At 72.5% G+C, this 26461-nt stretch carries 28 protein-coding genes; 17 read left to right on the top strand and 11 right to left on the bottom strand.

Annotated features, from left to right (window positions below; genetic code table 11):
- Positions 1–7: 7 nt before the first annotated feature.
- Both QSJ97_RS12930 and kdsA read right to left on the bottom strand, forming a co-directional pair.
- Positions 8–1513, bottom strand: coding sequence for a phosphomannomutase/phosphoglucomutase (locus tag QSJ97_RS12930; RefSeq protein ID WP_285672192.1), 1506 nt, complete (start codon positions 1511–1513; stop codon positions 8–10).
- 64 nt (positions 1514–1577) lie between these two features.
- Positions 1578–2429 carry a 3-deoxy-8-phosphooctulonate synthase gene (kdsA, locus tag QSJ97_RS12935; RefSeq protein WP_285672193.1) on the bottom strand — a complete coding sequence of 284 codons (852 nt, stop codon included), beginning with the start codon at positions 2427–2429 and terminating at the stop codon, positions 1578–1580.
- Between the two features lie 138 nt (positions 2430–2567).
- On the opposite strand from kdsA, the gene QSJ97_RS12940 reads away from it, so the two are divergent.
- The 6 genes from QSJ97_RS12940 to QSJ97_RS12965 all read left to right on the top strand — a co-directional run bounded on the left by QSJ97_RS12940 (position 2568) and on the right by QSJ97_RS12965 (position 7240).
- Entirely contained in the window at positions 2568–3011 is a 444-nt protein-coding gene (locus tag QSJ97_RS12940; protein ID WP_285672194.1) for a tellurite resistance TerB family protein, read from the top strand.
- Between the two features lie 90 nt (positions 3012–3101).
- Positions 3102–3659 carry a NifU family protein gene (locus tag QSJ97_RS12945; RefSeq protein ID WP_285672195.1) on the top strand — a complete coding sequence of 186 codons (558 nt, stop codon included), beginning with the start codon at positions 3102–3104 and terminating at the stop codon, positions 3657–3659.
- Positions 3660–3692: 33 nt separating this feature from the next.
- The gene (tsaB, locus tag QSJ97_RS12950) at positions 3693–4295 is read left to right on the top strand and encodes a tRNA (adenosine(37)-N6)-threonylcarbamoyltransferase complex dimerization subunit type 1 TsaB (protein ID WP_285672196.1); all 603 of its coding nucleotides are present in this window, start codon (positions 3693–3695) and stop codon (positions 4293–4295) included.
- A gap of 4 nt (positions 4296–4299) precedes the next feature.
- On the top strand, positions 4300–4758 hold the full coding sequence (locus QSJ97_RS12955) for a GNAT family N-acetyltransferase (protein ID WP_285672197.1): 459 nt from the start codon (positions 4300–4302) through the stop codon (positions 4756–4758).
- Positions 4759–4940: 182 nt separating this feature from the next.
- On the top strand, positions 4941–6344 hold the full coding sequence (gene leuC / locus QSJ97_RS12960) for a 3-isopropylmalate dehydratase large subunit (RefSeq protein WP_285672198.1): 1404 nt from the start codon (positions 4941–4943) through the stop codon (positions 6342–6344).
- Positions 6345–6484: 140 nt separating this feature from the next.
- Positions 6485–7240, top strand: coding sequence for an arginase family protein (locus tag QSJ97_RS12965; protein ID WP_285672199.1), 756 nt, complete (start codon positions 6485–6487; stop codon positions 7238–7240).
- Positions 7241–7344: 104 nt separating this feature from the next.
- Here QSJ97_RS12965 and QSJ97_RS12970 read toward each other — a convergent pair whose 3' ends face one another.
- Positions 7345–8040, bottom strand: coding sequence for a class I SAM-dependent methyltransferase (locus tag QSJ97_RS12970; RefSeq protein ID WP_285672200.1), 696 nt, complete (start codon positions 8038–8040; stop codon positions 7345–7347).
- A gap of 105 nt (positions 8041–8145) precedes the next feature.
- Between QSJ97_RS12970 and QSJ97_RS12975 the strand changes: the two genes are divergently transcribed.
- Positions 8146–9774 (top strand): tyrosinase family protein, encoded by a 1629-nt coding sequence (locus QSJ97_RS12975; RefSeq protein ID WP_285672201.1) that lies wholly within the window; start codon positions 8146–8148, stop codon positions 9772–9774.
- Positions 9775–9795: 21 nt separating this feature from the next.
- Positions 9796–10266: a hypothetical protein gene (locus tag QSJ97_RS12980; protein WP_285672202.1), complete on the top strand. Its 471-nt coding sequence runs from the start codon at positions 9796–9798 to the stop codon at positions 10264–10266.
- 805 nt (positions 10267–11071) lie between these two features.
- Here QSJ97_RS12980 and thyX read toward each other — a convergent pair.
- On the bottom strand, positions 11072–11983 hold the full coding sequence (gene thyX / locus QSJ97_RS12985) for an FAD-dependent thymidylate synthase (RefSeq protein ID WP_285672203.1): 912 nt from the start codon (positions 11981–11983) through the stop codon (positions 11072–11074).
- Between the two features lie 71 nt (positions 11984–12054).
- On the opposite strand from thyX, the gene QSJ97_RS12990 reads away from it, so the two are divergent.
- The 4 genes from QSJ97_RS12990 (at position 12055) to QSJ97_RS13005 (ending at position 14786) form a co-directional block, all read left to right on the top strand.
- Positions 12055–12483 (top strand): VOC family protein, encoded by a 429-nt coding sequence (locus QSJ97_RS12990; RefSeq protein WP_285672204.1) that lies wholly within the window; start codon positions 12055–12057, stop codon positions 12481–12483.
- Between the two features lie 106 nt (positions 12484–12589).
- Complete coding sequence (locus QSJ97_RS12995) at positions 12590–13285, top strand: DUF1194 domain-containing protein (RefSeq protein WP_285672205.1); 696 nt, start codon at positions 12590–12592, stop codon at positions 13283–13285.
- Positions 13282–13977, top strand: a complete 696-nt coding sequence (locus QSJ97_RS13000) for a DUF1194 domain-containing protein (RefSeq protein WP_285672206.1) — start codon at positions 13282–13284, stop codon at positions 13975–13977. Before QSJ97_RS12995 ends, QSJ97_RS13000 begins: the two co-directional genes overlap by 4 nt.
- Before the next feature lie 56 nt (positions 13978–14033).
- Positions 14034–14786, top strand: a complete 753-nt coding sequence (locus QSJ97_RS13005) for a spondin domain-containing protein (RefSeq protein WP_285672207.1) — start codon at positions 14034–14036, stop codon at positions 14784–14786.
- An 18-nt stretch (positions 14787–14804) separates the two neighbouring features.
- On the opposite strand, the gene purH is transcribed toward QSJ97_RS13005, so the two are convergent.
- From purH to htpX, 3 genes are all read right to left on the bottom strand, one after another.
- Positions 14805–16394 carry a bifunctional phosphoribosylaminoimidazolecarboxamide formyltransferase/IMP cyclohydrolase gene (gene purH / locus QSJ97_RS13010; RefSeq protein WP_285672208.1) on the bottom strand — a complete coding sequence of 530 codons (1590 nt, stop codon included), beginning with the start codon at positions 16392–16394 and terminating at the stop codon, positions 14805–14807.
- Positions 16395–16503: 109 nt separating this feature from the next.
- Positions 16504–17751 carry an RsmB/NOP family class I SAM-dependent RNA methyltransferase gene (locus QSJ97_RS13015; protein ID WP_285672209.1) on the bottom strand — a complete coding sequence of 416 codons (1248 nt, stop codon included), beginning with the start codon at positions 17749–17751 and terminating at the stop codon, positions 16504–16506.
- Between the two features lie 77 nt (positions 17752–17828).
- Positions 17829–18800: a zinc metalloprotease HtpX gene (gene htpX / locus QSJ97_RS13020; protein WP_285672210.1), complete on the bottom strand. Its 972-nt coding sequence runs from the start codon at positions 18798–18800 to the stop codon at positions 17829–17831.
- A 74-nt stretch (positions 18801–18874) separates the two neighbouring features.
- On the opposite strand from htpX, the gene QSJ97_RS13025 reads away from it, so the two are divergent.
- Positions 18875–19072, top strand: coding sequence for a DUF1674 domain-containing protein (locus tag QSJ97_RS13025; protein WP_285672211.1), 198 nt, complete (start codon positions 18875–18877; stop codon positions 19070–19072).
- A gap of 90 nt (positions 19073–19162) precedes the next feature.
- Positions 19163–19666: a flavin reductase family protein gene (locus QSJ97_RS13030; protein WP_285672212.1), complete on the top strand. Its 504-nt coding sequence runs from the start codon at positions 19163–19165 to the stop codon at positions 19664–19666.
- Between the two features lie 11 nt (positions 19667–19677).
- Here QSJ97_RS13030 and QSJ97_RS13035 read toward each other — a convergent pair whose 3' ends face one another.
- From QSJ97_RS13035 to QSJ97_RS13045, 3 genes are read right to left on the bottom strand one after another with little or no spacing between them, the layout of a single operon-like run.
- The gene (locus QSJ97_RS13035; RefSeq protein WP_285672213.1) at positions 19678–19893 is read right to left on the bottom strand and encodes a hypothetical protein; all 216 of its coding nucleotides are present in this window, start codon (positions 19891–19893) and stop codon (positions 19678–19680) included.
- Positions 19890–20336 (bottom strand): GNAT family N-acetyltransferase, encoded by a 447-nt coding sequence (locus tag QSJ97_RS13040; RefSeq protein WP_285672214.1) that lies wholly within the window; start codon positions 20334–20336, stop codon positions 19890–19892. Before QSJ97_RS13040 ends, QSJ97_RS13035 begins: the two co-directional genes overlap by 4 nt.
- A complete protein-coding gene (locus tag QSJ97_RS13045; RefSeq protein WP_285672215.1) occupies positions 20333–23974 on the bottom strand; it encodes a hydantoinase B/oxoprolinase family protein in 3642 nt (1213 codons plus the stop codon). The genes QSJ97_RS13040 and QSJ97_RS13045 overlap by 4 nt, the downstream gene beginning before the upstream one ends.
- A 90-nt stretch (positions 23975–24064) precedes the next feature.
- Here QSJ97_RS13045 and QSJ97_RS13050 point away from each other — a divergent pair, with 90 nt between their 5' ends.
- Together QSJ97_RS13050 and QSJ97_RS13055 are read left to right on the top strand one after the other, a co-directional pair.
- Entirely contained in the window at positions 24065–24190 is a 126-nt protein-coding gene (locus QSJ97_RS13050; RefSeq protein WP_285672216.1) for a hypothetical protein, read from the top strand.
- 17 nt (positions 24191–24207) lie between these two features.
- A complete protein-coding gene (locus QSJ97_RS13055) occupies positions 24208–24702 on the top strand; it encodes a GNAT family N-acetyltransferase (RefSeq protein WP_285672217.1) in 495 nt (164 codons plus the stop codon).
- A 9-nt stretch (positions 24703–24711) separates the two neighbouring features.
- Here QSJ97_RS13055 and QSJ97_RS13060 read toward each other — a convergent pair whose 3' ends face one another.
- On the bottom strand, positions 24712–25512 hold the full coding sequence (locus QSJ97_RS13060) for an SDR family NAD(P)-dependent oxidoreductase (RefSeq protein WP_285672218.1): 801 nt from the start codon (positions 25510–25512) through the stop codon (positions 24712–24714).
- Between the two features lie 212 nt (positions 25513–25724).
- Between QSJ97_RS13060 and QSJ97_RS13065 the strand changes: the two genes are divergently transcribed.
- A complete protein-coding gene (locus QSJ97_RS13065; protein WP_285672219.1) occupies positions 25725–26411 on the top strand; it encodes a molecular chaperone DjiA in 687 nt (228 codons plus the stop codon).
- Positions 26412–26461 lie beyond the last annotated feature (50 nt).

A 26461-nucleotide genomic window follows, 5' to 3' on the forward strand; every position in this document is an offset into this window, starting at 1 on the left:
GCGGCGCTCAGAAGGTCTGGTCGTAGGCGCCGACGGAAGGCTCTTCCCGGATCACCGCGTCGAGATCGGCGAAGATCGCGCGCAGCTCCGCCTCCGAGGCCGGGCTCTCGCAGACCACCACGAGGTTCGGCGTGTTCGACGAGGCGCGCACCAGCGCCCAGGCCCCGCCCTCGAGCATCACCCGCGCGCCGTTCACCGTCACCACGTCCTCGATCGCCCGCCCGCCGAGGCGCGCTCCCTCGGCCGCCATCGCCTCGAGCCGCGCCACCAGCCGGCCGATCACGGCGTATTTCTCCTCGTCCGGGCAGGTCGGCGACATCGTCGGCGTCGCAAAGGTCACCGGCAGCGCCCGGCGCAGATCGGCGAGGCTCGCCGCCGGGTTGCGGTCCATCAGCCTGGCGATCTCCACCGCCACCCGCAGGCCGCAGTCGTAGCCCCGGCCGATCGGCGGCGCCAGGAAGTAGTGGCCCGACTTCTCGAAGCCCGCCAGCGCGCCGAGCGCCTTGACCCGCCGCTTCATGTGCGAATGCCCGGTCTTCCAGTAGTCCGCCTTCGCGCCGCCGGCGACCAGCTCCGGGTCGCTGGCGAAGAGCCCGGTGGATTTCACATCGGCCACGAAGGTCGCGCCGGGATGCAGCTTTACCAGGTCGCGCGCCAGGATCACGCCCATCTTGTCGGCGAAGATCTCCTCGCCCTCGTTGTCCACCACGCCGCAGCGGTCGCCGTCGCCGTCGAAGCCGAGCGCCAGATCCGCGCCGCTCCCGGCCACCGCGCGGGCCATGTCGTGCAGCATCTCCATGGCTTCCGGATTGGCGTTGTAATGGGGGAAGGTATAGTCCGGCCGGCAGTGCAGCTCGACAACCTCGGCGCCGATCCGGCGCAGCACCTCGGGCGCCACCCAGCCGGCGGTGCCATTGCCGCAGGCGCAGACCACCCTGAGCGGGCGGCTCAGGCGGAAATCCCCCACCAGGTCGTCGATATAGCGCTCGCGCACCCCCTCGCAGGGCAGATAGCGCCCGCCCTCGCGGAGCTGGCCGAGCCCCTCCAGCACGATCTGCTTCAGCCGCGCCATCTCCTCCGGCCCGTGGGTCAGCGGGCGGTCGCAGCCGATCTTCACCCCGGTCCAGCCGTTCGGGTTGTGGCTCGCGGTGACCATCGCCACCGCCTGCGCCTCGAGATCGAACTGCGCGAAATAGGCCATCGGCGAGAGCGCGAGGCCGATGTCGCGCACCTCGGCGCCGCCGGCCATCAGCCCGGCGATCAGCGCCTGCTTGATCGACAGCGAATAGCTCCGGTAGTCGTTGCCCACCACCACCACCGGCGGCAGGCCCATCTCGTGCAGCTGCGTCGCAAGGCCGAGGCCGAGCGCCTGGATGCCCATCAGGTTGACCTGCTCGGGAAAGCGCCAGCGCGCGTCGTATTCGCGGAAGCCCGTCGGCCGGATCATCGGCACGGTGAGGAACTCGGGGGTGTTCTCCGCCACCTCGGTCAGCGGGATCGTGGTGAGCGCCATGGGGCCTCCTCGGTCTTCTCTGGCAATGCGTGTCGGGGGCAATGCGCTTCGGGCAAAATGCCTGTCAGCGGCCCTTGGCGAGCCGGTCGAATGCCGCGAGCCGGGCCACCAGCGCGCCCATCTCGGCGAGCGGGATCATGTTGGGCCCGTCGGAGGGGGCGCTGTCCGGGTCGGGATGGGTCTCGATGAAAACGCCGGCCACCCCCACCGCCACCGCGGCGCGGGCCAGCACCGGGGCGAACTCGCGCTGCCCGCCCGAGGCGCCGCCGAGCCCGCCGGGCATCTGCACCGAATGGGTCGCGTCGAACACCACCGGATGGCCGCCTGCCGCCATCTGCGGCAGCGCGCGCATGTCGGTCACCAGCGTGTTGTAGCCGAAGGAGCTGCCGCGCTCGCAGAGCATGACGCCGGTGTTTCCGGTGGCCTCGATCTTGGCGGCGACATGGGCCATGTCCCAGGGCGCGAGGAACTGGCCCTTCTTGACGTTGATCGGGCGGTCGGTCTCGCCGGCGGCCACCAGCAGGTCGGTCTGGCGGCAGAGGAAGGCCGGGATCTGCAGCGCATCGGCGATCGCCGCCACCGGCGCGCATTGCTCCGGCAGATGGACATCGGTGATCACCGGGCAGCCGATCTCGCGCTTCACCGCAGCAAGGCAGTCGAGCCCGGCCTCGAGCCCGAGCCCGCGCTGGCCCGAGAGCGAGGTGCGGTTGGCCTTGTCGAAGCTTGCCTTGAAGACGAGGCCCAGCCCCTCCGCCGCGGCGATCTCGGCAAGCCGGCCGGCGATGTCGAGCGAATGCTGCACGCCCTCGGCCTGGCAGGGCCCGGCGATCAGCGCCAGCGGCAGGTCGTTGCCGAAGGCGACCGGGCCGATCTCCACATGCCGGGGCGCGGTGGCGGGGGACGGGGCTGCGGACATCGGCGGATCCTCGCTGGGCTCGGGGGGCTTGGGGGCAGCACAGCCTTACCCGCAGGGACGCCTGCACGCAATCGGCGCCGCCCCTGCTGGACAGCGCGGGGGCAGCGCTCCTATATGCGCAGCATGCTGGAGCACCTCTTGAAACTGTTCAGCGATCCCGAGGCCGAGATCGAGCTGACCCCCGAGGACTGCCGCGAGGCGGTGGCGGCGCTGCTCGTCGAGGCGGCGCGGTCGGATGGCGACTATGCGCGCGCCGAGCGCGCCCGCATCGCCCGCGTACTGGCGCGGCGCTACGGGCTCTCCCCCTCCGAGGCGACGGCGCTGCGCGAGATCGGAGAGGCGGCGCAGGCCCAGGCCACCGACCTCGTGCGCTTCACCAGGGCGGTGAAGCAGGCGGTGCCGCACGAGGAGCGCGTGGCGGTGATCGAGGCGGTCTGGGAGATCGCCTATGCCGACGGCCGGCGCGACGATGCCGAGGCGGCGCTGGTGCGCAAGCTGGCCGGGCTGCTCTACGTGCCCGACCGCGATGCCGGGATCGCCCGCCAGCGCGTTGCCGAGCGGCTGGGCATCCGCGAGCGCTGAGGCCGGGCGGCTCCGCCGGCGCACAATTTAGAATGATTCTTGATATCGTGGCCGATTCGGGCCACATCAGGGAAAAGCATGGAGCGCCCGATGTTCATCCAGACCGAAGCGACGCCGAACCCGCAGACGCTGAAATTCCTCCCCGGCCAGTCGGTGATGCAGGCCGGCTCGGCCGATTTCCCGAGCTCCGAGGGCGCCGAGGCCTCGCCACTGGCGGCACGGATCTTCGCCGTCGAGGGGGTCGAGGCGGTGTTCCTCGGCTCGGATTTCGTCACCGTCACCAAGGGCGATGCCGACTGGGCCCATATCAAGCCGGCGATCCTCGGCGCGATCATGGAGCACTACCAGTCCGGCGACCCGGTGATGCGCGGCGAGGGGCATACCGTCGGCCATGCCGCCCATGACGGGCCGGATGCCGAGATCGTCGGCCAGATCAAGGAGCTGCTCGACACCCGCGTCCGCCCGGCGGTGGCGCAGGACGGCGGCGACATCACCTTCCACGGCTTCGACCGCGGCGTGGTCTATCTGCACATGCAGGGCGCCTGCGCCGGCTGCCCCTCCTCGACGCTGACGCTGAAGCACGGCATCGAGAACCTGCTGCGCCACTACATCCCCGAGGTGGTCGAGGTGCGCCCGGTCGGCCTCTGAGGCCGGTCCGCGCGTCGCCGCAGCCGCCCGCAGATGATCCTCGGCATCGACACCGCCGCCGGGCAATGCGCCGCGGCGCTGCTGGCGCCCGACGGGCGCTGCCTCGCGCGCCGCGCCGCGCCGATGACCCGCGGCCATGCCGAGCATCTCTGGCCGATGATCGAGGCGGTGCTGGCCGAGGCCGGCGCGCGCTATGCCGATCTCGAGCGGATCGGGGTCTGCACCGGGCCGGGCTCCTTCACCGGCATCCGGGTCGGCGTCGCCGCGGCACGCGGGCTGGCGCTCGGGCTCGGCGTGCCCGCCATCGGGGTCGGCCGGCTCGAGGCGCTGGCGGCCGGCGCAGGGCGCGCCACCGCGGTGCTGGTCGCCGGGCCGCGGGGCCGGGTGTTCCACCAGGAGTTCGATGCCGCGGGCCATGCACTCGGAGATCCCGCGCTCTGCGATTCGCCGCCGCAGGCGATGGCGGCGGTGGGCGACGGCCTGCCCGGCGCCGCGCCCGCGGACGGCCTCGCCGACCCGGCGGTGATCGCCCGCCTGGCCGCCGCCGCCGAGCCCGGGGCCCCGCCCGCGCCGCTCTATCTGCGCGAGGCCGATGCCGACCCGCCGCGCCAGTCCCCGCCGGTCTGGCTCGACTGAGCCGATGCGCCCGCGGGTTCTCTCCCCCGCCGAGGCCGAGGCGCAGGCCGCGGCGCTCTCGGCGCTGCACCGCGCCGCCTTTGCCGGCCGCGAGCCCGGATGGTCCGCCGACAGCTTTCGCGACATCGCCGCGATGGCCGGCACGCAGGTGCTGGCGCTGCCGGACGGGCAGGGGCTGGGCGTGCTGCGCAGCGTGGCCGGCGAGGCCGAGCTGCTGACCCTGGCGGTGGCGCCCGCGGCCCGCCGCGCCGGGCTCGGCGCCGCGCTGCTCGCCGCCGTCGAGGCCACCGCCCGCGCGGATGGCGCCGCCGAGATGCATCTCGAGGTGGCGGAGGGCAACGCCGCGGCCCGGGCGCTCTATGCGCGCGCCGGCTATGCCGCGCGCGGGCGCCGCCGGGGCTACTATCTCCGGCCCGACGGCAGCCGCGAGGATGCGCTGCTGCTCGCCCGCGCCCTCGCCTGAGACCCGCCCGTCCGGCCGCGCGGATGCGCTGCCGGAGCCCTGCCGGAGCCGTGCCGGGGCCGTGCCGGACCCATACCGATTCCACATGCCGGTTTTCCGGCACCCGGCGCCGACTTGCCGAGCCCCCGCCCGAGGCGCTAGGAGAACGGCAAGAGACGCAGTCACAGCCCGGAGACAGAGCCATGAGCGCGCCGAAGACCCTCTACGACAAGATCTGGGACGCCCACCTCGTGCACGAGGCGGAGGACGGCACCTGCCTGCTCTACATCGACCGGCATCTCGTCCACGAGGTCACCAGCCCGCAGGCCTTCGAGGGGCTGCGCCTGGCCGGCCGGCAGGTCCGCCACCCGGAGAAGACCACCGCCGTGCCCGACCACAACGTGCCCACCGACCCGACCCGGCTCGAGGGCATCCGCGACGAGCAGTCCCGCGTGCAGGTCGAGGCGCTGCGCCAGAACGCCGCCGATTTCGGCATCGAGATGTATGACGTGGACGACATCCGCCAGGGCATCGTGCACATCATCGGCCCGGAGCAGGGGCTGACCCAGCCCGGCATGACCATCGTCTGCGGCGACAGCCACACCGCGACCCACGGCGCCTTCGGGGCGCTGGCGCACGGCATCGGCACCTCCGAGGTCGAGCACGTGCTGGCCACCCAGACGCTGATCCAGAAGAAGTCGAAGAACATGCGCGTCGAGGTCCGCGGCAGCCTGCCGCCCGGCGTCACCGCCAAGGACATCACGCTGACCATCATCGGGCGCACCGGCACCGCCGGCGGCACCGGCCATGTCATCGAGTATTGCGGCGAGGCGATCCGCGCGCTGTCGATGGAGGGGCGGATGACCGTCTGCAACATGGCGATCGAGGGCGGCGCCCGCGCCGGCCTGGTGGCGCCGGACGACAAGACCTTCGCCTATCTCAAGGGCCGCCCGCATGCGCCCAAGGGCGCGCAGTGGGAGCTGGCCGAGGCCTACTGGCGCACCCTGTTCACCGACGAGGGCGCCGCGTATGACCGCGAGCTGGTGATCGACGCCGCCGAGATCGCCCCGGTGGTGACCTGGGGCACCAGCCCCGAGGACGTGCTGCCGATCACCGCCACCGTGCCCGACCCGGAGAGCTTCGAGGGCGGCAAGGTCGCCGCGGCCCGGCGCTCGCTGGAATACATGGGGCTGACCCCCGGCACCCCGCTCGCCGAGATCGCCATCGACACGGTCTTCATCGGCTCCTGCACCAATGGCCGCATCGAGGACCTGCGCGAGGTCGCCCGCGTGATGGAGGGCCGCCGCGTCAAGGAGGGCCTGCGCGCCATGATCGTGCCCGGCTCGGGCCTCGTGCGCGCCCAGGCCGAGGAGGAGGGCATCGCCCAGAAGCTGATCGAGGCCGGCTTCGACTGGCGCCTCGCCGGCTGCTCGATGTGCCTCGGCATGAACCCCGACCAGCTCGCCCCCGGCGAGCGCTGCGCCTCGACCTCCAACCGCAACTTCGAGGGCCGGCAGGGCAAGGGCGGGCGCACCCACCTGATGTCCCCCGCCATGGCCGCGGCCGCCGCGGTGACGGGCCGGCTGACCGACGTGCGCGATCTCTGACCGTGCCGCTGCCCCGGGCGCGCGACGATCCGGAATGACGCCGCGCTGACCCGGGATGCCTATCGGTGCCGTCGCGCCTTCCCGCCGGTCCGGATCGCCCCTATGACGGGGGCGACCTCGCCCCGCAGGAGCACCGCGCCATGCCCGACCGCTGGATCGTCACCCCCCGTTTCTTCGAGCAGCCGGAGCCGGCGCTGATCGGCCTCGCGCCGGCCGATGCCGCCATCAACAGCGTCGAGATCACCCACCGCTCGCCGCCCGAGCTGGCGATCCTGCATGGCGGCATCGCGCAGTTCGTCTACGACACGCTGGTGGAGGGCGATCGGCCGGTCTCGGTGGCGGGGGACTGCTGCGCCGCGCTGCCGGTGCTCGCCGGGATGCAGCGCGCCGGGATCGCGCCGGACCTCGTCTGGATCGACGCGCACGGCGATTTCAACACGCCGGAGACCTCGCCCTCGCAGTTTCTCGGCGGCATGCCGCTGGCCATCGCCACCGGGCGCGGGCCGCTCTGGATGGGCATCCGCATCGGCCTCGAGACGATCCCCGACGAGCGCGTGCTGCTGGTCGGCGCCCGCGATATCGACCCCGGCGAGGCCGAGGCGCTGGAGGCCAGCCGGGTCACCCGCATCGCCCTCGAGGAGCTCGCCGAGATCGAGTTCGACGGCCCGGTGATGGTGCATTTCGACGCCGACGTGATCGACCCGGCGGACTGTCCGGCCTTCGCCTATCCGGCGCCCGGGGGGCCGCCCCTCGCCGCGGTCACGGCGGCGCTGGCAGACCTCGCCGCCCGCGCCGAACTCCGCGCGATCTCGGTCAGCGGCTGGTCCGGCGGGCTCGACCGCGACCGCCACACCGCCCGCGGCGTCGCCCGGGCGGTGGCGGCGCTCACCGGCTGAACCGGGCGCAACGCCCCGCCGCCTCCCATGGGTGGGCTCTTGAAGCGCCGGCCCAGGGGCGGAACCTCGACAGGGTGGGGGAGGCGGCGGCCCCGGCCCGCCACTCAGTGCACCGGCTCGAGCAGGTCGAGCCGCAGCCAGAAGGGGATGTAGCGCCCCTGCGCATCCTCGCGCACCGCCTCGGCAAAGGCGGCCGCCACCGTCTCCCGCGCCGCCGCATCCACCTGCCGGCGGCGATCGACCGCCTGCATCTCGGCAATCAGCGCGTCCGCCGTCGCCACCCGGTAGCGCTCGGCATGGCGCAGCGTGGCCAGCCGCCGCAGCCGTCCCGCCGCGATCTCCTCCCCGATCGCCGCCTGCGCTGCCGCGCAGACGGCGGTCTCGTCGTCGATCCAGCGCACCACCGGCCAGAGCGGGTCCGGCGCCTCGGGCTCCAGCACGGCGATCCGCCCGCCCGGGCGAAGCAGCCGCCGCGCCTCGGCCAGCGCCGCCGGCCGGTCGGGCACATGATGCAGGCTCATCGAGAACAGCACGAGATCCGCGCTGCCCGCCGCAAGCCCGGTCGCCTCGGCACCGCCCCGGCGATAGACCGGCCCACCGCCCGCCGCCTCGGCCGCCGCCAGCGCCGCCGCATCCGGCTCGACCCCGGTCACCCGTGCGCCGAGCCCTGCCAGCACCCGGCTCGCGCTGCCGCTGCCGCAGCCGATATCCGCCGCATCCAGCCCCGCCACCGGGCCGAGACCCCGCGCCAGCGCCGCCTCCAGCCCGAGTTCGGGGCGCGTCACCGCATCTGCCGTCATCGCCGTCTCCTCATCCGGGGGCTGCCTTTCGGGAAGCTCGCAAAAAAGCCGTCCTGCCCGTACTATTGCCACAAGGGATCTTTGTGCCAGCCCCGGAGCCCGATCATGTTCACCCGTCGCCGCTTCCTCTCGTCCGCCGCCGGCATCGCCGCCTTCGGCGCAACCCTGGCAGGCCGGACCCGGATCCTCGCCCAGGACGTGCCCCGGCGCCGGCCGCTCCACGAGATGGATCTCGACGACCCGGACCTGATCACCTTCCGCAACTTCGTCGGCCAGATGCGCAACAACGACCAGATCCAGGGCAGCATCGGCTGGGAGGACTTCGCGCAGGTCCATGCCCGCTTCTGCCCGCATGGCAACTGGTACTTCCTGCCCTGGCACCGCGCCTATCTGCGCATGTACGAGCACGCCGCGCGCGAGCTCACAGGCCAGGCCGGCTTCGCGCTGCCCTACTGGGACTGGACCGCCAGCCCCGCCTTCCCCCGCGCCTTCGCCGACGAGAGTTTCGACGGCCGCCCCAACCCGCTCCACGTCCGGGGCCGCGCGGTCTCGGCACAGAACCGGATGCCGGACGACATGACCGGCGCGGCGGTGCTGGAGAGCTGCCTGCGCGAGCAGACCTACGAGCGCTTCGCCAGCTTCCGCCCGCGCGGGCAGAACAGCACCGACCCGTTCTGGATCCAGCAGCCCTCGATCCAGGCGACGCTCGAATCCAACCCGCACAACCGGGTGCACATGATCATCGGCGCGCACATGCCCACCATGACCTCGCCGCGCGACCCGATCTTCCTGATGCATCACGGCAATGTCGACCGGATCTGGGCGCTCTGGAACGCGCAGGGCGGCAGCAACACGCGCAACCGGTTCTGGACCGACATGGTCTTCAACAACAATTTCATGATCCTCGACGGCCGGGTCTATTCCGAGCGGGTGGCCGAGCTCCAGGTGCCGGAATCGCTCGGCTTCAGCTTCGGCTTGCCGCAGCCGGTGCCGGCCGCCGATGGCGGCATCGCCGCGGCGCGGGAGGAGCTGCTCGCGGCCCTCGTCGCGCCGGATGGCGGCGCCGGCAGCCCCGGCATCTTCCGCCGCAGCGCCGTGCCGCCGGCCCCGGCCAGCCCGGAACGCCCGCTCAGCCTCAGCTTCGCGGTCGACACCGGCGCGCTCGGCAGCCTGCTCGGCGGCCGCCCGGTCACGGCCGAAGCGCTCGAGCCCGGGGTCGGCGCCGGCACCGGTTCCGGCGGGCTGGAGAGCGTCAGCGGGCTGCTCGGCGAGGGCGGCGGCGGCACGGGCGGCAATTTCGGCGCCGGCGAGGGCGGCGGCAGTCTCGGCAACCTGTTCGGCGAGGAGGAGAGCGGCGCTCCCGCCCCGTCCCCCACGGGCCGGCAGGAGGTCTTCGCCCTGATCTCCGACATGGGCACCACCGCGCCCTTCACCACCGAGCTGCGGGTCTTCGTCAACAAACCCGATGCGAGCGCCGCGACGCCGCCGACCGACCCGCATTTCGCCGGGGCCGTGGCCTTCTTCGGCCTCACCGAGAAGGGCGACTGCGTCGGCGGACCGGGCAAGCCCTCGGTGGCGCTCAACATCACGCCGGTGCTCGAGCGGCTGGCCGCCGCCGGCAGCCTCTCCGGCGGGGCGGTCTCGGTACAGCTGGTGCCGGCCGGGCACGCCACGGCGGATCCCGCGGCGGCCGGCACGGTCTGCCCGGCGGAGGTTGCAATCGTCATCGCGTGAGGCGGCGCAAGGGAGGAACGGATGAACGGGACGTTGCGGCTGCTGGCGGTGGCCCTGGTCATCGGGGCCGGCGCGGTCTGGTATCTCTACGAGAACGGCGGCCCGGCGGAGGATGCTGCTGCGCCGCCGCCGGAGGGCCCGGCGGCGCTGGCCGCGGGCGAGACGGTGCGGCTCTGCCTGCCGGCGGGCACCGGCGCGGAGGCCCGCGCGATGCTGGTGCTCGAGGCCTATACGCCGCCCGCGACAGGCGATGGCAGCATCGCGGTGCAGTGGCCGGGCGCGGCGGCGCCGCAATATGTCGCGGTGTTCCCGGCAACGGCATTCTCGGTCGCCGAGGGCGCCGAGCCGAAACGCTTCCTGCTCGGCCCGCCTCCGGAGACCGCCGGCGCGGGCCCGCTCTGTGCCGAGGTGTCGGTGGGTGACGGCAGCACCGCCCAGGCCGATGCCGGGGCACCGGCGGCCCGGCTCCGCATCGAGATCGTCGAGGAGTGACTCTCTGCCCGGCCCCTGAGAAGCCAGACGGTTCCGGCGGGCCGTGGCACTATTCGGTTGCCACATCGGATGAAGCCACGGGCTGCCCGGACCAGAAAAGCACGCCGCGGCACCGCACCGCGCGAGCCACCTGACCCGCCCGGAGCGGGCGCCGCCGAAGCCGCCCGGACACGCAAAGGGCAGAGCTGCGGCAAGGCGCAGTCACCATTCTCTGCATCGCCAGGACCGGCCGCCGGCGGGCGATGTCGCCGAAGGTGTACGCCAATCTCGATCATGCAGCGGCACGCCCACGACCCCGCGCACCGGCGGACTGCCGCAGGCGATCCGGCTCGAACTCACCAAGCGGACCCGCGAGCTTCTGGGCGCGCCGCACGGCCGATGCTGGGGCAGCCGACAGCCAGAGCGCGAACACCACCGAAGGCGGCGCCATTCGCGGCCATGACGCGGACAGGAAAACAATGGCCGCAGGCGCCACGCAGCCGCGGACATCATCGACCTGCTCTTCGCCCTCCTCGTTCAGGCCACGCGCGCCCGTGGTCGAGACTCAGGCGCGTCTTCGCCGCTGCTGGCAGCGGCCAGCCCGTACCCGACCAGGCTCGGCGAGCCGGATAGGGGAACCTGCCAGATTTGCCGCTTCCGCTCGGCGTGCAGGAGGTCGGTGACCTCGCATGCCGGTTCGATCCGCTCGCGGGTCACGGTCTGAGGACAGGGGCGCCATCTTCGCCAGCCGGGAGACGGCCTTCGCGAACCATCTCCCCGCGATCTGCATCGTCGTGGACGCAGCCTGGCCGAAGGGGCCGCGCGGTCAGCCCCCGCGCCCGATCAGCGCCATCAGTTCGCGCCATTCCCCGGCCGAGAGCCCGGAGCCTTCGCGCTCCACCGTCTCGCCCGCGAGCATGCGGCACAGCACCGCCATGCCCGGCCCGGAGATCTGCGCCGCATTGAGGCGGTAATCCTCGAAGGCGGCCCAGGTCAGCGGCACCCAGTCGCGCACCACCTCGCCGATCGCCTCGGCATAGGCGCGGATTTCCCACTGCGCATGGGCATCGCCGCGCAGCCGCAGGAAATGCATCAGGTTGTGCAGATTGGTCTTCCAGTACCACTGTGTGTAGATGTTGGCCGGCAGCGCCATGCGGGCGAGCTCGCGGGCGAGCCCCGGGCCCTCCTCGTCGAGCATCGCCTCGTAGTCGCCATAGGCCCGCGCCGCGCCGTCCTTCAGCAATGCCAGCACGAGGGCCGCATCGTCGCCCTCGAGCACGGCCCCGCGGCCCTGCCGGTTGGTGGCGGACTGCGCCGCCAGCGCCTCCGGGGCCGGGATGTAGAACTCCCGGTCGAGCACCGAGTAGCGCGCCGAGATCTCGTTGACGCTGGCGGTGCGGTGGCGGATCCACTGCCGCGCCACGAAGAGCGGCAGCTTCACGTGCAGCTTGATCTCGCACATCTCGAAGGGGGTGGAGTGCCAGTGCCGCATCAGGTAGCGGATCAGCCCGGCATCGTCGCGCACCGTGCGGGTGCCGGCGCCATAGGAGACCCGCGCCGCCTGCACCACCGCGGCGTCGTCGCCCATGTAGTCGACCACCCGGACCAGCCCGTGATCCAGCACCGGGATCGGCGCGTGCAGCCGGGCCTCCAGCGCCGGCACCACGGGGCGCAGGGTCGCGGCGCTATGACCGCGCGCCTCGGCGATCTCCCCCTGTTGTTCCTCGGTCAGCGGCATATGTTCTCCCCCGTGCATGGCGGCTGAATCGTCATCCAACATCTTGTATATAGCCAGAGAGGGACCACGAGATGAAGATCGAATATCTGCATACCATGGTGCGCGTGCGCGATATCGAGGCCTCCAAGCGGTTCTACTGCGACCTGCTCGGGCTCGAGGAGGTGCGCCGCTACGACAACGAGGCCGGCAAGTTCACCCTGGTGTTCCTCGCCCCCCCGGGCCAGAGCGACGCCCAGGTCGAGCTCACCTACAACTGGGGCTCCGAGGAGGAGTACACCGGCGGGCGGAATTTCGGCCATCTCGCCTATCGTGTCGAGAACATCTACGACATGTGCGAGCGGCTGCAGAAGGGCGGCGTCACCATCAACCGCCCGCCGCGCGACGGCCGCATGGCCTTCGTGAAATCGCCGGACGGGATCTCGGTGGAGCTGCTGCAGATGGGCGACCCGCTGCCGCCGCAGGAGCCCTGGACGAGCATGGAGAACACCGGCACCTGGTGATCGCCGGGGCGCCGGGGCGGTGCATCCTCCGTCGCCCCGACACCGTTTTTGTGACAGACTGGAGCGGCGCTCCCATCGTCGGGGCGCGCCGCTTCGGGAGTGGGTGATGCGAGAGGCCCTGCGCCGCAACCGCCTGCGTGCATGCCTCGCCGCAGCCCTGCTGCTCGCGCCGGTCAGAGCCCCCGCCTGCGCGCTCGCGCTGATCTTCGCGCTCGACGTCTCCGCCTCGATCGACGGCAAGGAATATCGCCAGCAGCGCGACGGGCTGGCGGCGGCGCTGCTCGATGCGGGCGTGCAGGAGGCGATCCTGGCGCAGCCCGGCGGCGTCGCCTTTGCCGCCTATGAATGGTCCGGCCGCTACCAGCAGGACATGATGCTGCCCTGGACCGCGGTGACCGACCGCGCGGGCATCACCGGGGTTTCCGCCGCCATCGCCGGCCACCCGCGCAGCTATGCCGAGTTTCCCACCGCGATCGGCTATGCGCTCGGCTATGGCGCGGTGCTGATGCGCGGCGCGCCGGACTGCACGCGCCGGGTGATCGACATTTCCGGCGACGGCATCGGCAACGAGGGCTTCGGGCCGGAGGCGGCCTATCGCGAGTTCGGCTTCCGCGGGATCACGGTGAACGGGCTCGCCATCGACCCGGGCGACGGCACGGTGCTGGACTATTATCTCGCGCGCATCCCGCATGGCGAGGGCGCCTTCATCGAGCATGCCCGCGGCTTCGCCGACTATGCCGCCGCGATCCGGCGCAAGCTGCTGCGCGAGCTGTTCGGCCCGCAGATGGTGCAGGCGCGATGAGCCGGGGCGTCGCGGCGCGCCTCGCCGCCTGCCTGATCGCCGCCTTTCCGGGGACGGCAGGGGCCTGCGCGCTGCAGCTCGTGCTGGCCATGGACGTCTCGGGCTCGATCAACGCCCGCGAGCACGCGCTGCAGACCGGCGGGCTGGCCGCGGCCTTCGAGTCCGAGGCGCTGGCCAATGCGGTGGCGGCGCTCGAGGGCGGCATGCTGGTCACCTTCACGCAGTGGTCCGGCGGCTCGCGGCAGCGGCAGATGACCTCCTGGCGCAAGGTCACGAAGCCGGAGCACCTGCGCGCCTTCGCCGCCGAGATCCGCGCCGCGCCGCGGGAATGGCGAAACTTCTCCACCGCCATCGGCGAGGCCCTGCTGCATGCCGAGCTGGTGAGCCGCGGCGCGCCGCTGCCCTGCCTGCGCCGGGTGATCGACGTCTCGGGCGACGGCGTCTCTAACGAGGGCCGCCCGCCGCGCGCCATCGCCGACGGGCTCGAGGCGCAGGGCTTCACCGTCAACGGGCTGGTGATCCGCGGCGCCGATCCGGACCCGGTGGAGCACTATCTGAGCGAGGTGATCGCCGGGCCCGGCGCCTTCGTCGAAGTGGCGGAGGATTTCGAGGACTATCCCCGCGCCATCCTGCGCAAGCTGCTGCGCGAGATCGACCAGCCGATGATGGTCTCCGAAGCGCCGCCGCAATGACTTGACCTGGTGTCGCGGGGCGCGGATCATCCCCGGGGCTTCATCGGAGGACAGCCATGCGCGCCCTGCATCTGCCCCTGGCTCTGCCAGTCGCCGCCCTGGCGCTCGTTGCCGCCAGCGGCACGGAGGCGGAGGCGGTGCGCTACCGGCTCGACGTCGCGGTGACCGGCTTCGACCTCGCGGCCGACCCGCCGCCGCCGAACGATGCGCATTTCTCCCATATCGGCGGCGCCACCCATACCGGCGCCATGGATTTCTGGGAGGTCGGCGGGCTGCTCACCCCGGGGCTGATCCGGATGGCCGAGATCGGCAGCGTCGACCAGTTCGTCGCCGAGGATGTCGCCGCGGCGGTCACCGCCGGCACCGCGGGCGCACCGATCGCCTTCGAGCAGTGGTTCTGCCCCGGTTTCGTGAGCGATGCGCGCTGCGGCGGACTCACCGTCTATATCGACATGGACGAGGCCTTCCCGCTGCTGACTCTGGTCAGCATGATCGGCCCGAGCCCGGACTGGTTCGTCGGCGTCGACGGGCTGGAGATGCATGACGGCACCGACTGGGTGGACCATCTGGTGGTCGAGCTCCAGACCTATGACGGCGGCACCCGCAGCGGCAATGCCTGGGCGATCGGCGGGCCGCAGAACGACCCGCAGGCGGCGGTGACGCTGATCACCGACGCCACCGGGCAGCTCGTCGGCGGCGACCCGGTGGGCAGCTTCACCTTCACCCGGGTCGACGTGCCGCTGCCGGCCGCCGGCTGGCTGCTGCTGGCCGGGCTTGCAGGGCTCGGGCTGCGGGCGCGCCGGGGCTGACGGCCGGCGCCCGCGCCCTCAGTGGCGGAAATGCCGCATGCCGGTGAACACCATGGCCAGCCCCGCCGCGTCGGCCGCCGCGATCACCTCGGCGTCGCGCATCGAGCCGCCGGGCTGGATCACCGCCGTGGCGCCGGCCTCGGCCGCCACCAGCAGACCGTCGGCAAAGGGGAAGAAGGCGTCCGAGGCCACCACCGAGCCCTCGGTGGTCGGCCGCTCGAGCCCCAGCGCCTCGGCCATCTCGGCGGATTTGCGCGCCGCGATCCGCGCCGAATCGACCCGGCTCATCTGCCCGGCGCCGATGCCCACGGTCGCCCCGCCCTTCACATAGACGATGGCGTTCGACTTCACGTGCTTGGCGACATGCCAGGCGAAGAGGAGATCGGCCATCTCCGCCTCGGTGGGGGCGCGTTTCGTCACCACCTTCAGCGCTGCCGGATCGAGCGGCAGGGCATCGGCGTCCTGCACCAGATAGCCGCCGGCGACATTGCGCGTGGCGAGCCGCGGCGCCGCCGGATCGGGCAGCTCGTCGGTGGTCATCAGGCGCAGGTTGGGCTTGGCGGAAAACACCTCGCGGGCGTCGGCATCGGCGCCGGGGGCGATCACCACCTCGGTGAAGATCTCCAGGATGGCCTGCGCGGTCGCCCGGTCGAGCCGGGTGTTGAGCGCCACCACGCCGCCGAAGGCCGAGACGCGGTCGCAGTCGAAGGCCGCGCGATAGGCCGCCTCGAGGCTCGCGCCCCGGCCCACGCCGCAGGGATTGGCATGCTTGATGATCGCGCAGGCCGGTCCCTCGGCCGGGTCGAACTCCGCGACCAGCTCATAGGCGGCATCGGTGTCGTTGATGTTGTTGTAGCTGAGCGGCTTGCCCTGCAGCAGCTCGGCGGTGGCCACCCCGGGCCGGGCCGAGCCGTCGGAATAGAGCGCCGCCGCCTGGTGCGGGTTCTCGCCATAGCGCAGCTTCTCGAGCTGGCGCCCGGCAAAGACCCGCCGCCGCGGCCAGGGCTCGCCGGTGGCGTTCGCGAGCCAGGACGAGACCGCCGCGTCATAGGCCCCGGTGCGGCCATAGGCGATGGCGGCGAGGCGGGCGCGGGTCGCGGCGCGGGTGCCGCCATGGCTCTCGATCTCGGTCAGCACGGTCTCGTAGTCGGCCGGGTCGATCAGCACGGCGACGCTGGCATGGTTCTTCGCCGCGGCGCGGATCATCGCCGGGCCGCCGATGTCGATGTTCTCGACACAGTCGGCATAGCTCGCGCCGCGCGCCACGGTGGCCTCGAAGGGGTAGAGATTGACCACCAGGAGGTCGATCGGCCCGATGCCGTGCTCGGCCATCGCGGCGCGGTGCTCGGGGTTGTCGCGGTCGGCCAACAGCCCGCCATGGATCATCGGGTGCAGCGTCTTGACCCGGCCGTCCATCATCTCGGGAAACTGGGTGACATCCGAGACGTCGCGCACGCCGATGCCGGCCTCGCGGAGCTGCGCCGCCGAGCCTCCGGTGGAGAGGAGCGCGATGCCGGCCTCCGAGAGCCGGCGGGCGAGATCGGTGAGGCCGGTCTTGTCGGCGACGGAGAGGAGCGCGGTGCGCACGGGGCGGATATCGCTGGTCATCGGAGCATCCCTGGCAAGCATGGGCGCGGCGGGCGCGCCGGATTTGGCGCCCGCATAGCCTCTCGTGGGGCCCGAGGCCAGTGCCCGCGGTGTCGCTGGGGCGCCGCCGTCAGCCCGGGCGGCGGAACCGGGCGGCGAAGAAGCCGTCCATGCCGCCGCGCTCGGGCCAGAGATCGGGCAGGGTGCGCAGATCCCCCTCCGGCGTGGCGAAGGGGCCGGTGACCGGCAGCCGCTCGGCGCCGCTGCGCGCCGCGAAGGCGCGGGCGCGGTCCTCGCCCTCGGCCTTCAGCAGCGAGCAGGTGGCGAAGACGAGGCAGCCCCCGGGGGCCACCCAGTCCCAGGCGCGGTCGAGCAGCCTGTCCTGCAGCGCGGTGAGCTTGGCCAGCGACTCGGCCGCGCCCTCCTCGAAGCGCCGCGGCAGCTCCGGGTGCCGGCGCACGGTGCCGGTGGCGGAGCAGGGGGCGTCGAGCAGCACCGCGTCGAACCGGGTCTCCGGCGCCCAGTCGAGCGCATCGGCCACCACCGTCCCGGCCTCGAGCCCTACCCGCGCGAGGTTCTCGGCCAGCCGGGCCATCCGGGCCTCGGAGATGTCGAGCGCCGTCACCCGCGCCCCCGCCGCGGCGAGCTGCATGGTCTTGCCGCCGGGTGCCGCGCAGAGATCGAGCACGCGCTTGCCGGCGGGTTCGGGGATCAGCGTCGCCGGCAGGCTGGCGGCGGCGTCCTGCACCCACCAGGCGCCCTGGGCATAGCCCGGCAGCGCGCTGATCTGCGGCCGCGCCGCAAGCCGGAGCCCGCCGGTGGGCAGCGCCTCGGCCTCCAGCTCCACGGCCAGCGCCTCGGCATCGCCGGGCGTGCGCAGCGAGAGATCGACCGGCGGCAGCACCAGGTGCGCCGCGGCGATGGCCAGCGCCCGCTCGCGCCCCCAGTCGGTGCCGAGCCGGTGCCAGAGCCAGCCGGCCATGTTGCGCCAGCCGGCATCCTTCGCCGGTGCGGGCGGCTCGGCCGCGAGCCTTCGCCCGACGGCATTGACCAGCCCGGCGAGCCGCGCGCCGGGGCCGGCCTTGGCCTGGCGCACCGCCAGATCCACCGCCGCATGCGGCCCGGTCTGGCGGAACATCAGCTCCGCCGCCATCACCCGCAGGATGTGGATCACCGGCGCCCGCGGCGGCTTCGGCACGCGCTCGGCCAGCGCCGTGTCGATCTCGCCGAGCCGGCGCAGCGTGAGATCGGCCAGGGCGCGGGCCTCGGCGCGCTCTGCCGGGTCGCCGGAGAAGCGGGTCTCCTCGAACATGCGACCACGGTCGAGCACCGCGGCGATCGCCGACACCGCGCCCTGCCGCGCGGCAAGGCCGGGCACCGGCGGCTGCGCCGGCGCCGAGCGGCGGTCGGAAGGGCGGTCGGCGGGGCGGCGATCCTTTCCGCGGGGCGCGCGGCTCACGTCCAGGGGTTCCGGCGGCGGGTCGTGGGGATGCGCGAGTCGCGCATCGGCGCGGCAGCGGCGGGGCGGGGCCGGGCCGGGCGCATCGGGGCGCCCGTGCCGGCGCCGCGGACGGTGCCCATCTCGGCCGCCAGCGCCTCCAGCGCGGCGATGCGGTTGGCGGGGTCGGGATGGGTCGAGAACAGGTTGTCGAAGCGCCGGCCGGAAAGCGGGTTCATGATGAAGAGATGCGCCGTCTCCGGGTGGCGCTCGGCGCTCACCATCTCGTGCCCGCGCACCGCGCGCGCGATCTTCTCCAGCGCCGAGGCGAGCCAGAGCGGGTTGCCGCAGATCTCGCCGCCCATGCGGTCGGCGGCGTATTCGCGGGTGCGGCTGATCGCCATCTGCACCACCATGGCGGCGAGCGGCGCCAGCACCGCGGCGAGCAGCATCCCGACGATGCCGAGCGGGCTGCGCTCGCGGTCGCCGCCGAGCACCATCGACCACTGCGCCCAGCTCGCCAGCATGCCGATGGCGCCGGAGATCGTCGCCGTGATGGTCATGATCAGCGTATCGCGGTTCTTGATATGCGCCAGCTCGTGCGCCATCACGCCGGCCAGCTCCTCGCGGGTGAGCGTGCGCAAGATGCCGGTGGTGGCGGCAACCGCAGCGTTCTCGGGGCTGCGGCCGGTGGCGAAGGCGTTGGGCTGCGCATCCTCGATCAGATAGACCCGCGGCATCGGCAGCTCGGCCCGTGCGGCCAGCTCGCGCACCATCGTCACGAGTTCCGGCGCGGTGCGCTCGTCGACCTCGCGGGCATTGTGCATGCGCAGCGCCAGGCTGTCGGAGCTCCACCATGCATAGCCGTTCATCAGCACCGCCACGACGAAGGCGATCACGGCGCCCGCGCCGCCGCCGACGAGCCAGCCCACGGCGAGGAAAAGCCCCGTCATGCCCGCGAGCAGAAGCGCGGTCTTGGCATAGTTCATCTCTCGATCACTCCTGTTGCCGTTCCCGTTGGTGTGGCCCATATCCCGGGTAACAGTTTCGGAGGGGATATAGGATGACCGCGAAGACACCCCAAGAGCGGGTTGCCGAGGCGGCCGCGCGGGCACTGGCCGAAGCCGCCGAACGCCGCGCCGCGGCCGAGCGGGAGGCCGCCGCCGCGGCGCCTTCGCCGAAGGAGCTTGGCGGGCGCCAGGGGCCCGAGCCCACGCGCTTCGGCGACTGGGAGAAGAAGGGCATCGCCATCGACTTCTGAGCCGGCTTCCGGCCCGGTGCCACCTTGACCCCGGCGGCGTTGCGCCACATCAGGGGCGGGGGCGGCGCGGCCCCGTTGCGGAGAGGCCCGATGGCGACCGAAACCCCCCTTGCCCTGCAGACCCCGGATGACAAGGACGCGCTGCGCCGCGCCCTCGGCACCTTCGCCACCGGGGTGACCATCGTCACCGCCCGCGCCGGTGACGGAACGCCGGCCGGCTTCACCGCCAATTCCTTCACCTCGGTCTCGCTCGACCCGCCGCTGCTGCTGGTCTGCCTGGCACATACCGCTGCGAGCTACGGCATCTTCCGCGCCGCCGAGAGCTTCGCCGTCAACGTGCTGGAGACCGGTCAGGAGGACACCGCCAAGCGCTTCGCCAGCCGCGGGGTCGACAAGTTCGGCCCGACCCCCTGGGAGGCCGGGGCGCTCGGCGCGCCGCTGATCGCCGGCTCGCTGGCGGTGTTCGACTGCGCCATGCACAGCCGGGTCGAGGCCGGCGACCACGACATCCTGATGGGCCGGGTGCTCGGCTTCTCGATCCATGAGGGCGCGGCGCTGCTCTACCACCAGGGCATCTTCAAGTCGCTCGGCTGACCGCGGACCCCTCAGAAGATCAGCAGCCCGGCCAGCAGCATCGCGAGGCCGAGAAAGGCCAGCGCCACCGCCGCGGTGTTGACGAGGATCACCCGCTTCAGCCCGGCCGAGGCCACCTCCGGGTCGGCGTCGCCGCGGCGCAGCTGCACCGCGCGCAGGATGCAGAACAGGATCAGCACGAGGCCGATGCCGGCGAGCCCGATCCCGGCCCAGGCGAGCCCGCTCACGGCGCCGCCTCCAGCCGCATCCGGAGCACCTGCTCGGCGGTCTCGCCGTCGATGCCCCGCTCGGTCTCGGCAAAGCCCAGCGCGTGATAGAAGGCGATGGCGCGCGGGTTGCGCGTGAAGACGGTGACGGTGAGGAACGCGCGCCCGGCGATGGCGGCCCGCACCAGCGCCCGCCCGATGCCGCGCCGCTGCGCCGCGGGATGCACGAAGAGCCCGCCCAGCTCCTCCCCCAGCACCGCGGCAAAGCCGAGGGAACGCCCGTCGATCCGCGCGAGATGGGTCTCCGATCGCGGCAGGAAATGCTCCGCCACCAGCCGCCGCCGCTCGCCGCGGCCCTCGCCCGGCACGAAGGGATGCGCCGCCCGCGCCGCCACGGCCCAGATCTCGACCATCGCGGCATGATCCTCCGGCCGGCCGCGGGAGATGTCGATGGTGAGGCTCATTCCGGCGCGCCGCAGCCGCCGCCGCCCGGGGTCTCGAGCAGCCAGACATCGCCCGCCTTCATCTCGCGCCGGTCGGCGGAGGCGAGGCGCTCCTCGGTGCCGTCGGCGCGGATCACCGTGCTCCGCCCGCAGGCCCCCGGCGCGCCGCCATCGAGCCCCGGCGGCGGCACCACCCGGTGCCCGGAGAGGATCGCCACGGTCATGTCCTCGAGGAAGCGGATCCGCCGCACCGCACCGTCGCCGCCGCCCCACCTCCCGCGCCCGCCGGAGCCGGGCCGCAGGCGGAACGCCTCCAACAGTACCGGGAAGCGCCATTCCAGCACCTCCGGATCGGTGAGCCGCGAATTGGTCATGTGGGTGTGCACGCCGGAGCAGCCGGGATGGCCGGTGCCGTCGTTGCGCCAGCCCGCGCCGGAGCCGCCGCAGATCGTCTCGTAATACTGGTAGCGCGCGTTGCCCCAGGTGGTGTTGTTCATGGTTGACTGCGCCGCGGCCTGCACGCCGAGCGCCAGGAACAGCGCCGAGGTCACCGCCTGGCTGGTCTCGACATTGCCGGCGATCACCGCGGCAGGGTAGCGCGGCGAGAGCATCGTGCCCTCCGGCAGCACCACCTCGAGCGGCTTCATCACGCCCTCGTTCATCGGGATCGCGTCGTCCACCAGGCAGCGGAAGACATAGAGCACCGCCGCCCGCGTCACCGGCTCCGGCGCGTTGTAGTTGGTGGCGAGCTGGCCGGTGGTGCCGGTGAAGTCGATCCGTGCCGAGCGGGCCTCGCGGTCGACCCGCACCGAGACATGGATCGCGCGCGGCTCGCCGTCGAAGCCCGGATCCATCTCGTAGACATAGTCCGCGTCCTTCAGCGCCAGGATGCGCCGGCGCACCAGCTCCTCGGCATTGTCCTGCACATGGCCCATATAGGCCTGCACGACATCCAGCCCGAAATGCCCGACGATGCGCCGCAGCTCGGCCGCGCCCTTCTCGCAGGCGGCGATCTGCGCCTTGAGATCGGCGATGTTGATGTCCGGCGCGCGGGCGGGATACTTCGCCCCGGTGAGCAGCGCGCGCATCTCCGCCTCGCGCATCCGGCCGGTGGCGCCGTCGACCAGCTTGAAGTTGTCGATCAGCACGCCCTCGTCCTCGACCACCCGGCTGTCCGGCGGCATCGAGCCCGGCGTCAGCCCGCCGACATCGGTGTGATGGCCACGTGCGGAGGTGTAGAACAGGACCTCGCGCCCGGCATCGTCCCACACCGGCGTCACCACCGTGATGTCCGGCAGATGGGTGCCGCCGTTGTAGGGCGCGTTCAGCACGAAGACGTCGCCGGGGCGCATCTCCGGGTTCTGCGCGATCACGGTGCGCACGCTTGCCGCCATCGAGCCGAGATGCACCGGCATGTGCGGGGCGTTGGCGATGAGATCGCCGGCGGCGTCGAACAGCGCGCAGGAGAAGTCGAGCCGCTCCTTGATGGTGACGGAGGCGGCGGTGTTCTCCAGCACCGCGCCCATCTGCTCGGCGATCGACATGGTGAGATTGTTGAAGACCTCGAGCATCACCGGATCGGCCTCGGTGCCCACGGCGCGGGCCTCGCGCGGCAGCACCCGGCGCAGCACCACATGGTCGTGCGCGGTGATCTCGGCGCGCCAGCCCGGCTCGATCAGGATCGAGGTATGCGGCTCGACCAGCACCGCGGGGCCGGAGAGCCGGTCTCCCGGCCGCATCGCCGCGCGGCGCACGAAGCGCGCCGGCAGCCATCTGCCGCCGACATGGATCTCCGCCTCTCTCGCGGTCTCGATCTCCGCCTCGTCGCGGGTCGCTGTCTCCTGCGCCGGCTCCTCGAGATCGGCGGCGCGGCCGATCGCCTCGGCGCTGACCGCCTCGATCACCAGCGCCGCCTCCCCGGCATCGAAACCGAAGCGCCGGCGATGCGCCTCGCCGAAGCGCTCACGCAGCTCCGCCAGCGTGCCGAAGGGAATCGGCAGCGCGGTGTCGGTGCCCTTCACCTTGAGAAGCAGGGTCTCCACCGTGCGGACCGCGCCGGCCGCGACCCCCTGCGCCGCGACCTCCGCCGCCGCGTCCGAGCCCAGCCGGTCGAGATCCGCCGCCGCCTGCAGGCGCGTCCGGTCGGAGAGCTCGGCCTCAACCGCCTGCTGCCGGCTCGCCCGGATATCGGCGAGCCCCATGCCATAGGCCGAGAGCAGCGAGGCCATCGGGTGCACCAGGCAGGTCTCCATGCCCAGCGTGTCGGCGATGGCACAGGCATGCTGCGCACCGGCCCCGCCGAACACCGTGAGGCAGTATTCCGTCACGTCATGGCCCTGCTGCACCGAGATCTTCTTGATCGCGTTGGCCATGTTCTCGACCGCGATCTGCAGGAAGCCCTCGGCCAATTCCTCCACCGGCTTGCCGACCTCCGCCGCCAGCGCCTCGAAGGCGGCGCGGGTGGCCCCGGCATCGAGCGGGCGGTTCGCCTCGGGCCCGAAGATCGCGGGAAAGAACTCCGGCCGCAGCCGCCCGGTCACGACGTTGGCGTCGGTCACCGCGAGCGGGCCGCCACGGCCATAGCAGGTCGGCCCCGGATTGGCGCCGGCGCTCTCGGGCCCGACGCGCAGCCGCGTGCCGTCGAAGGTGAGGCGCGAGCCGCCGCCGGCCGCCACCGTGTGGATGTCCATCATCGGCGCGGTGATCCGCACACCCGCCACGCGGGTGTTGAGCACGCGCTCGTAATCCCCGGCATAGTGGCAGACATCCGTCGAGGTGCCACCCATGTCGAAGCCGATGATCTTGCCGAAACCCGCGATCCGCGCGGTGGCGACCGCGCCCACCACGCCGCCCGCCGGGCCCGAGAGGATCGCGTCCTTGCCCTGGAAGCGGTTGGCATCGGTCAGCCCGCCGGAGGACTGCATGAACATCAGCTTGCCCGCCGCATCGCCCTCGAAGGCGGCCGCCACCCGGTCGACATAGGCGCGCAGGATCGGCGAGAGATAGGCGTCCACCACCGTGGTGTCGCCGCGGCTGACCATCTTCATCAGCGGCGAGACCTCGTGGCTGACCGAGACCTGCCCGAAGCCGAGGCGCCGGGCGATGCGCGCCGCCGCGGCCTCGTGCTCGCTGTGCCGGTAGCCATGCACGAAGACGATCGCCACCGCCTCGATGCCCGCCGCCTTGGCCTCGGCCAGCGCCGCCTCCAGCGCCGCCGTGTCGAGCGGGATCTCGACGGTGCCGTCGGCGCGGACCCGCTCCCCGGCCTCGATCACCCGCTCGTAGAGCATCTCCGGCAGCACGATCTCGCGCGCGAAGAGCTCGGGGCGGTTCTGGTAGGCGAGGCGGAGCTGGTCGCCGAGGCCGCGGGTGGTGACCAGCACCGTGCGCGCGCCCTTGCGCTCGAGCAGCGCATTGGTCGCCACCGTGGTGCCCATCTTCACCCGGCCCACCCGATGCGCCGGGATCGGGTCGGCCGGGCCGAGGCCGAGAAAGCGCCGGATGCCGTGCAGCGCCGCATCGGGATACTGCTCGGGGTTCTCCGAGAGCAGCTTGGCGGTGCTCAGCCGGCCCTCGGGATCACCGGCGACGATATCCGTGAAGGTGCCGCCCCGGTCGATCCAGAAATCCCAGGTTCCGCCGCCCCCGCCTTCGGCCATTTCGTCGCCCTCCGCAGAATCTCGGTCATCGCACTGGCAATTCCCCGCTTAGAGCATTACTTTAGAGAGCGATAGTCAGGGGAGTAAGGGATGGAACTCATTCTGATCGCGCTCTTTGGTCTGGGCGCTGTCGCGATCGTTGTCGCTTCCGGGTCGCAGGAGCCCGAGCGGCGTCCGGTGCGCGTCCGCGTCGACCGGAGCCGCGACCGCCGCTGACCGGCGGAGCCCCGGCGGTGCTGCGCCCGGCGCTGGCGGGTGACGTGCCCGCGATTGCCGGCATCCTGAACGCCGAGATCCGAGGCGGCACCGCAAGCTGGCGGACCGCACCCGTTTCCGACGAGGACATGGCCGACTGGCTGGTCGAGCGGCTCTCCGCAGGCCGGCCCGTGTTGGTTGCCGAGGCCGACGGGCGCGTGGCCGGCTATGGAAGCTACGGCGCCTTCCGCAGCGGCGGCGGCTATGCCGGCACCGTCGAGCATTCGGTCTATGTCGCCGCATCCTTCCGCCGCCGCGGCATCGCCACCGCCCTCCTCGAAACGCTGATCGCGCGCGCGCGCGATGACGGGCTTGCCTGCATGGTGGGCGGGATCAGCGCCGACCAGGCCGCCAGCCTCGCATTGCACGAGAAGCTCGGCTTCCACGAGGCCGGGCGCCTCGCGGGCGTGGGCCGCAAGTTCGGCCGCCCGCTCGATCTCGTGCTGATGCTGCTGGCGCTCGATGCCGGCTGAGCGCCGCGCCTAGCGCTCCGGCGAGGCCAGCGGGTCGAGCACCGTGCGCCCGCCATCCACCGCGATGATCTGACCGGTGACGAAGCTGGCCTCGTCGGAGGCGAGATAGGCCACCGCATGGGCGGCCTCCTCGACCTCGCCGATGCGCCCGAGCGGGGTCACGCGGATCATCTCGTCGCGCAGTTCGGCGCGGTCGCGCAGCGCGTTGCGCAGCGATGCCGTCATCACCGATCCGAGCGCCACGCCGTTCACCCGGATGCGGTGCTCGGCAAGGCTCGCCGCCATCGAGCGGGTCAGCTGGTCGAGCGCCGCGCAGGACACCGAATAGGCGAACAGCGCCGAGACCGTCCGCCGCGCCGCGATCGAGGTGAGGTTGACGATGGCGCCCTGGAAGTCCGGGTCCTCCTGGCGCTGCGCGATCATCTTCTTCGCCACCGCCTGGGAGAGCACGAAGACGCTGCGCACGTTGGTGTCCCAGACCTCGTCGAACTCCGAGGGCTTGAGGTCGATGAAGGCGCCGGGGGTCGGATGCCGCTCGGCATTCACCAGGATGTCGATCCGGCCGAAGGCGCTGTGGGTCGCCGCCAGCAGGTTGTTGACCGAGAGCTTCTCCTCGAGATTGCAGCTGAAGCGCTCCGCCGAGGCGCCGCCATCCCCGAGCTCGTCGTTGAGCGCCGCCAGCGCCTCGTCCCGCCCGTCGGCGAGCATCAGCCGGGCGCCCGCGCCCGCGAGGCGCAATGCCACGGCCCGGCCCAGATCGCCGGCAGCCCCCGTGATGATCACGGTCTTGCCCGACAGCTTGTCCGCCACGGATTCCCCCCTCCGGCCAGCTTCGCCTGTCCGTCCCAACCTAGCGGGGCGGGCGGCTCGCGACAATCCGTGTCCTGCCCGCCGCCTCGCGCCGGAAATCCGGCCCCGCATGGTTCTGCCGGGCCGCGCTGACGCAAAGGTTATCGCCGCTGCGACACCCGGCGCGTCGAGGGGGCTGGGATCGGTCGCCGACTAGCGACTATTCTGCAGCCATGTCGATCTGGCAGCGAATCAGACAGGCCATCGGGGCCCTCCGCGCTGGCGAGCCGCTCAGCGCCCTGTTCGAGCGCATGTCGCGCGAGCCCGAGAAGACCGTGGCCTTCACCATCGCGGTGATCGCGCTCGGCGCCAAGATGGCCAAGGCCGATGGCCGGGTCACCCGCGACGAGATCGCCGCCTTCAAGCGGATCTTCCACATCGCCCCGAAGGACGAGGCGGCGGCGGCGCGGGTCTACAACACCGCGCGGATGGATGTCGCGGGCTTCGACTTCTACGCCCGCCGCATCGCGCGGATGTTCCACGACCGCCCGGCGGTGCTGGTGGACATCATCGAGGGGCTGGTCTTCATCGCCATGGCCGACGGCGAGTTCCACCCCGGCGAGGAGGCCTTCCTCGACGAGGTGGCCGCGATCTTCGGGGTGCCGGAGCGCTGCATGGCCTCGCTGAAGGCCCGGCACATGCCCGAGGGGGCCAACCCCTACCTGATCCTCGGCGTCACCCCGGATATCGACGACGCGGCCCTGCGCACCGCCTATCGCAACCAGGTGCGCGAGCTGCACCCCGACCGGATGCTCGCCCACGGCCTGCCGCAGGAGGCCCTCCGCCTCGCCGAGCAGCGCCTCGCGCGGATCAACGCCGCCTATGACGAGGTGCGCAAGCTGCGCACCGCGGTGAGCTGAACTGCGGCCCATACGTCCCGAAACGGGGCATTCGAGATCGGTGCAGGTTC

It is taken from the genome of Paralimibaculum aggregatum (genome assembly GCF_030270585.1).
In the GTDB taxonomy this organism is placed as follows: Bacteria; Pseudomonadota; Alphaproteobacteria; order Rhodobacterales; family Rhodobacteraceae; genus Thermohalobaculum; species Thermohalobaculum aggregatum.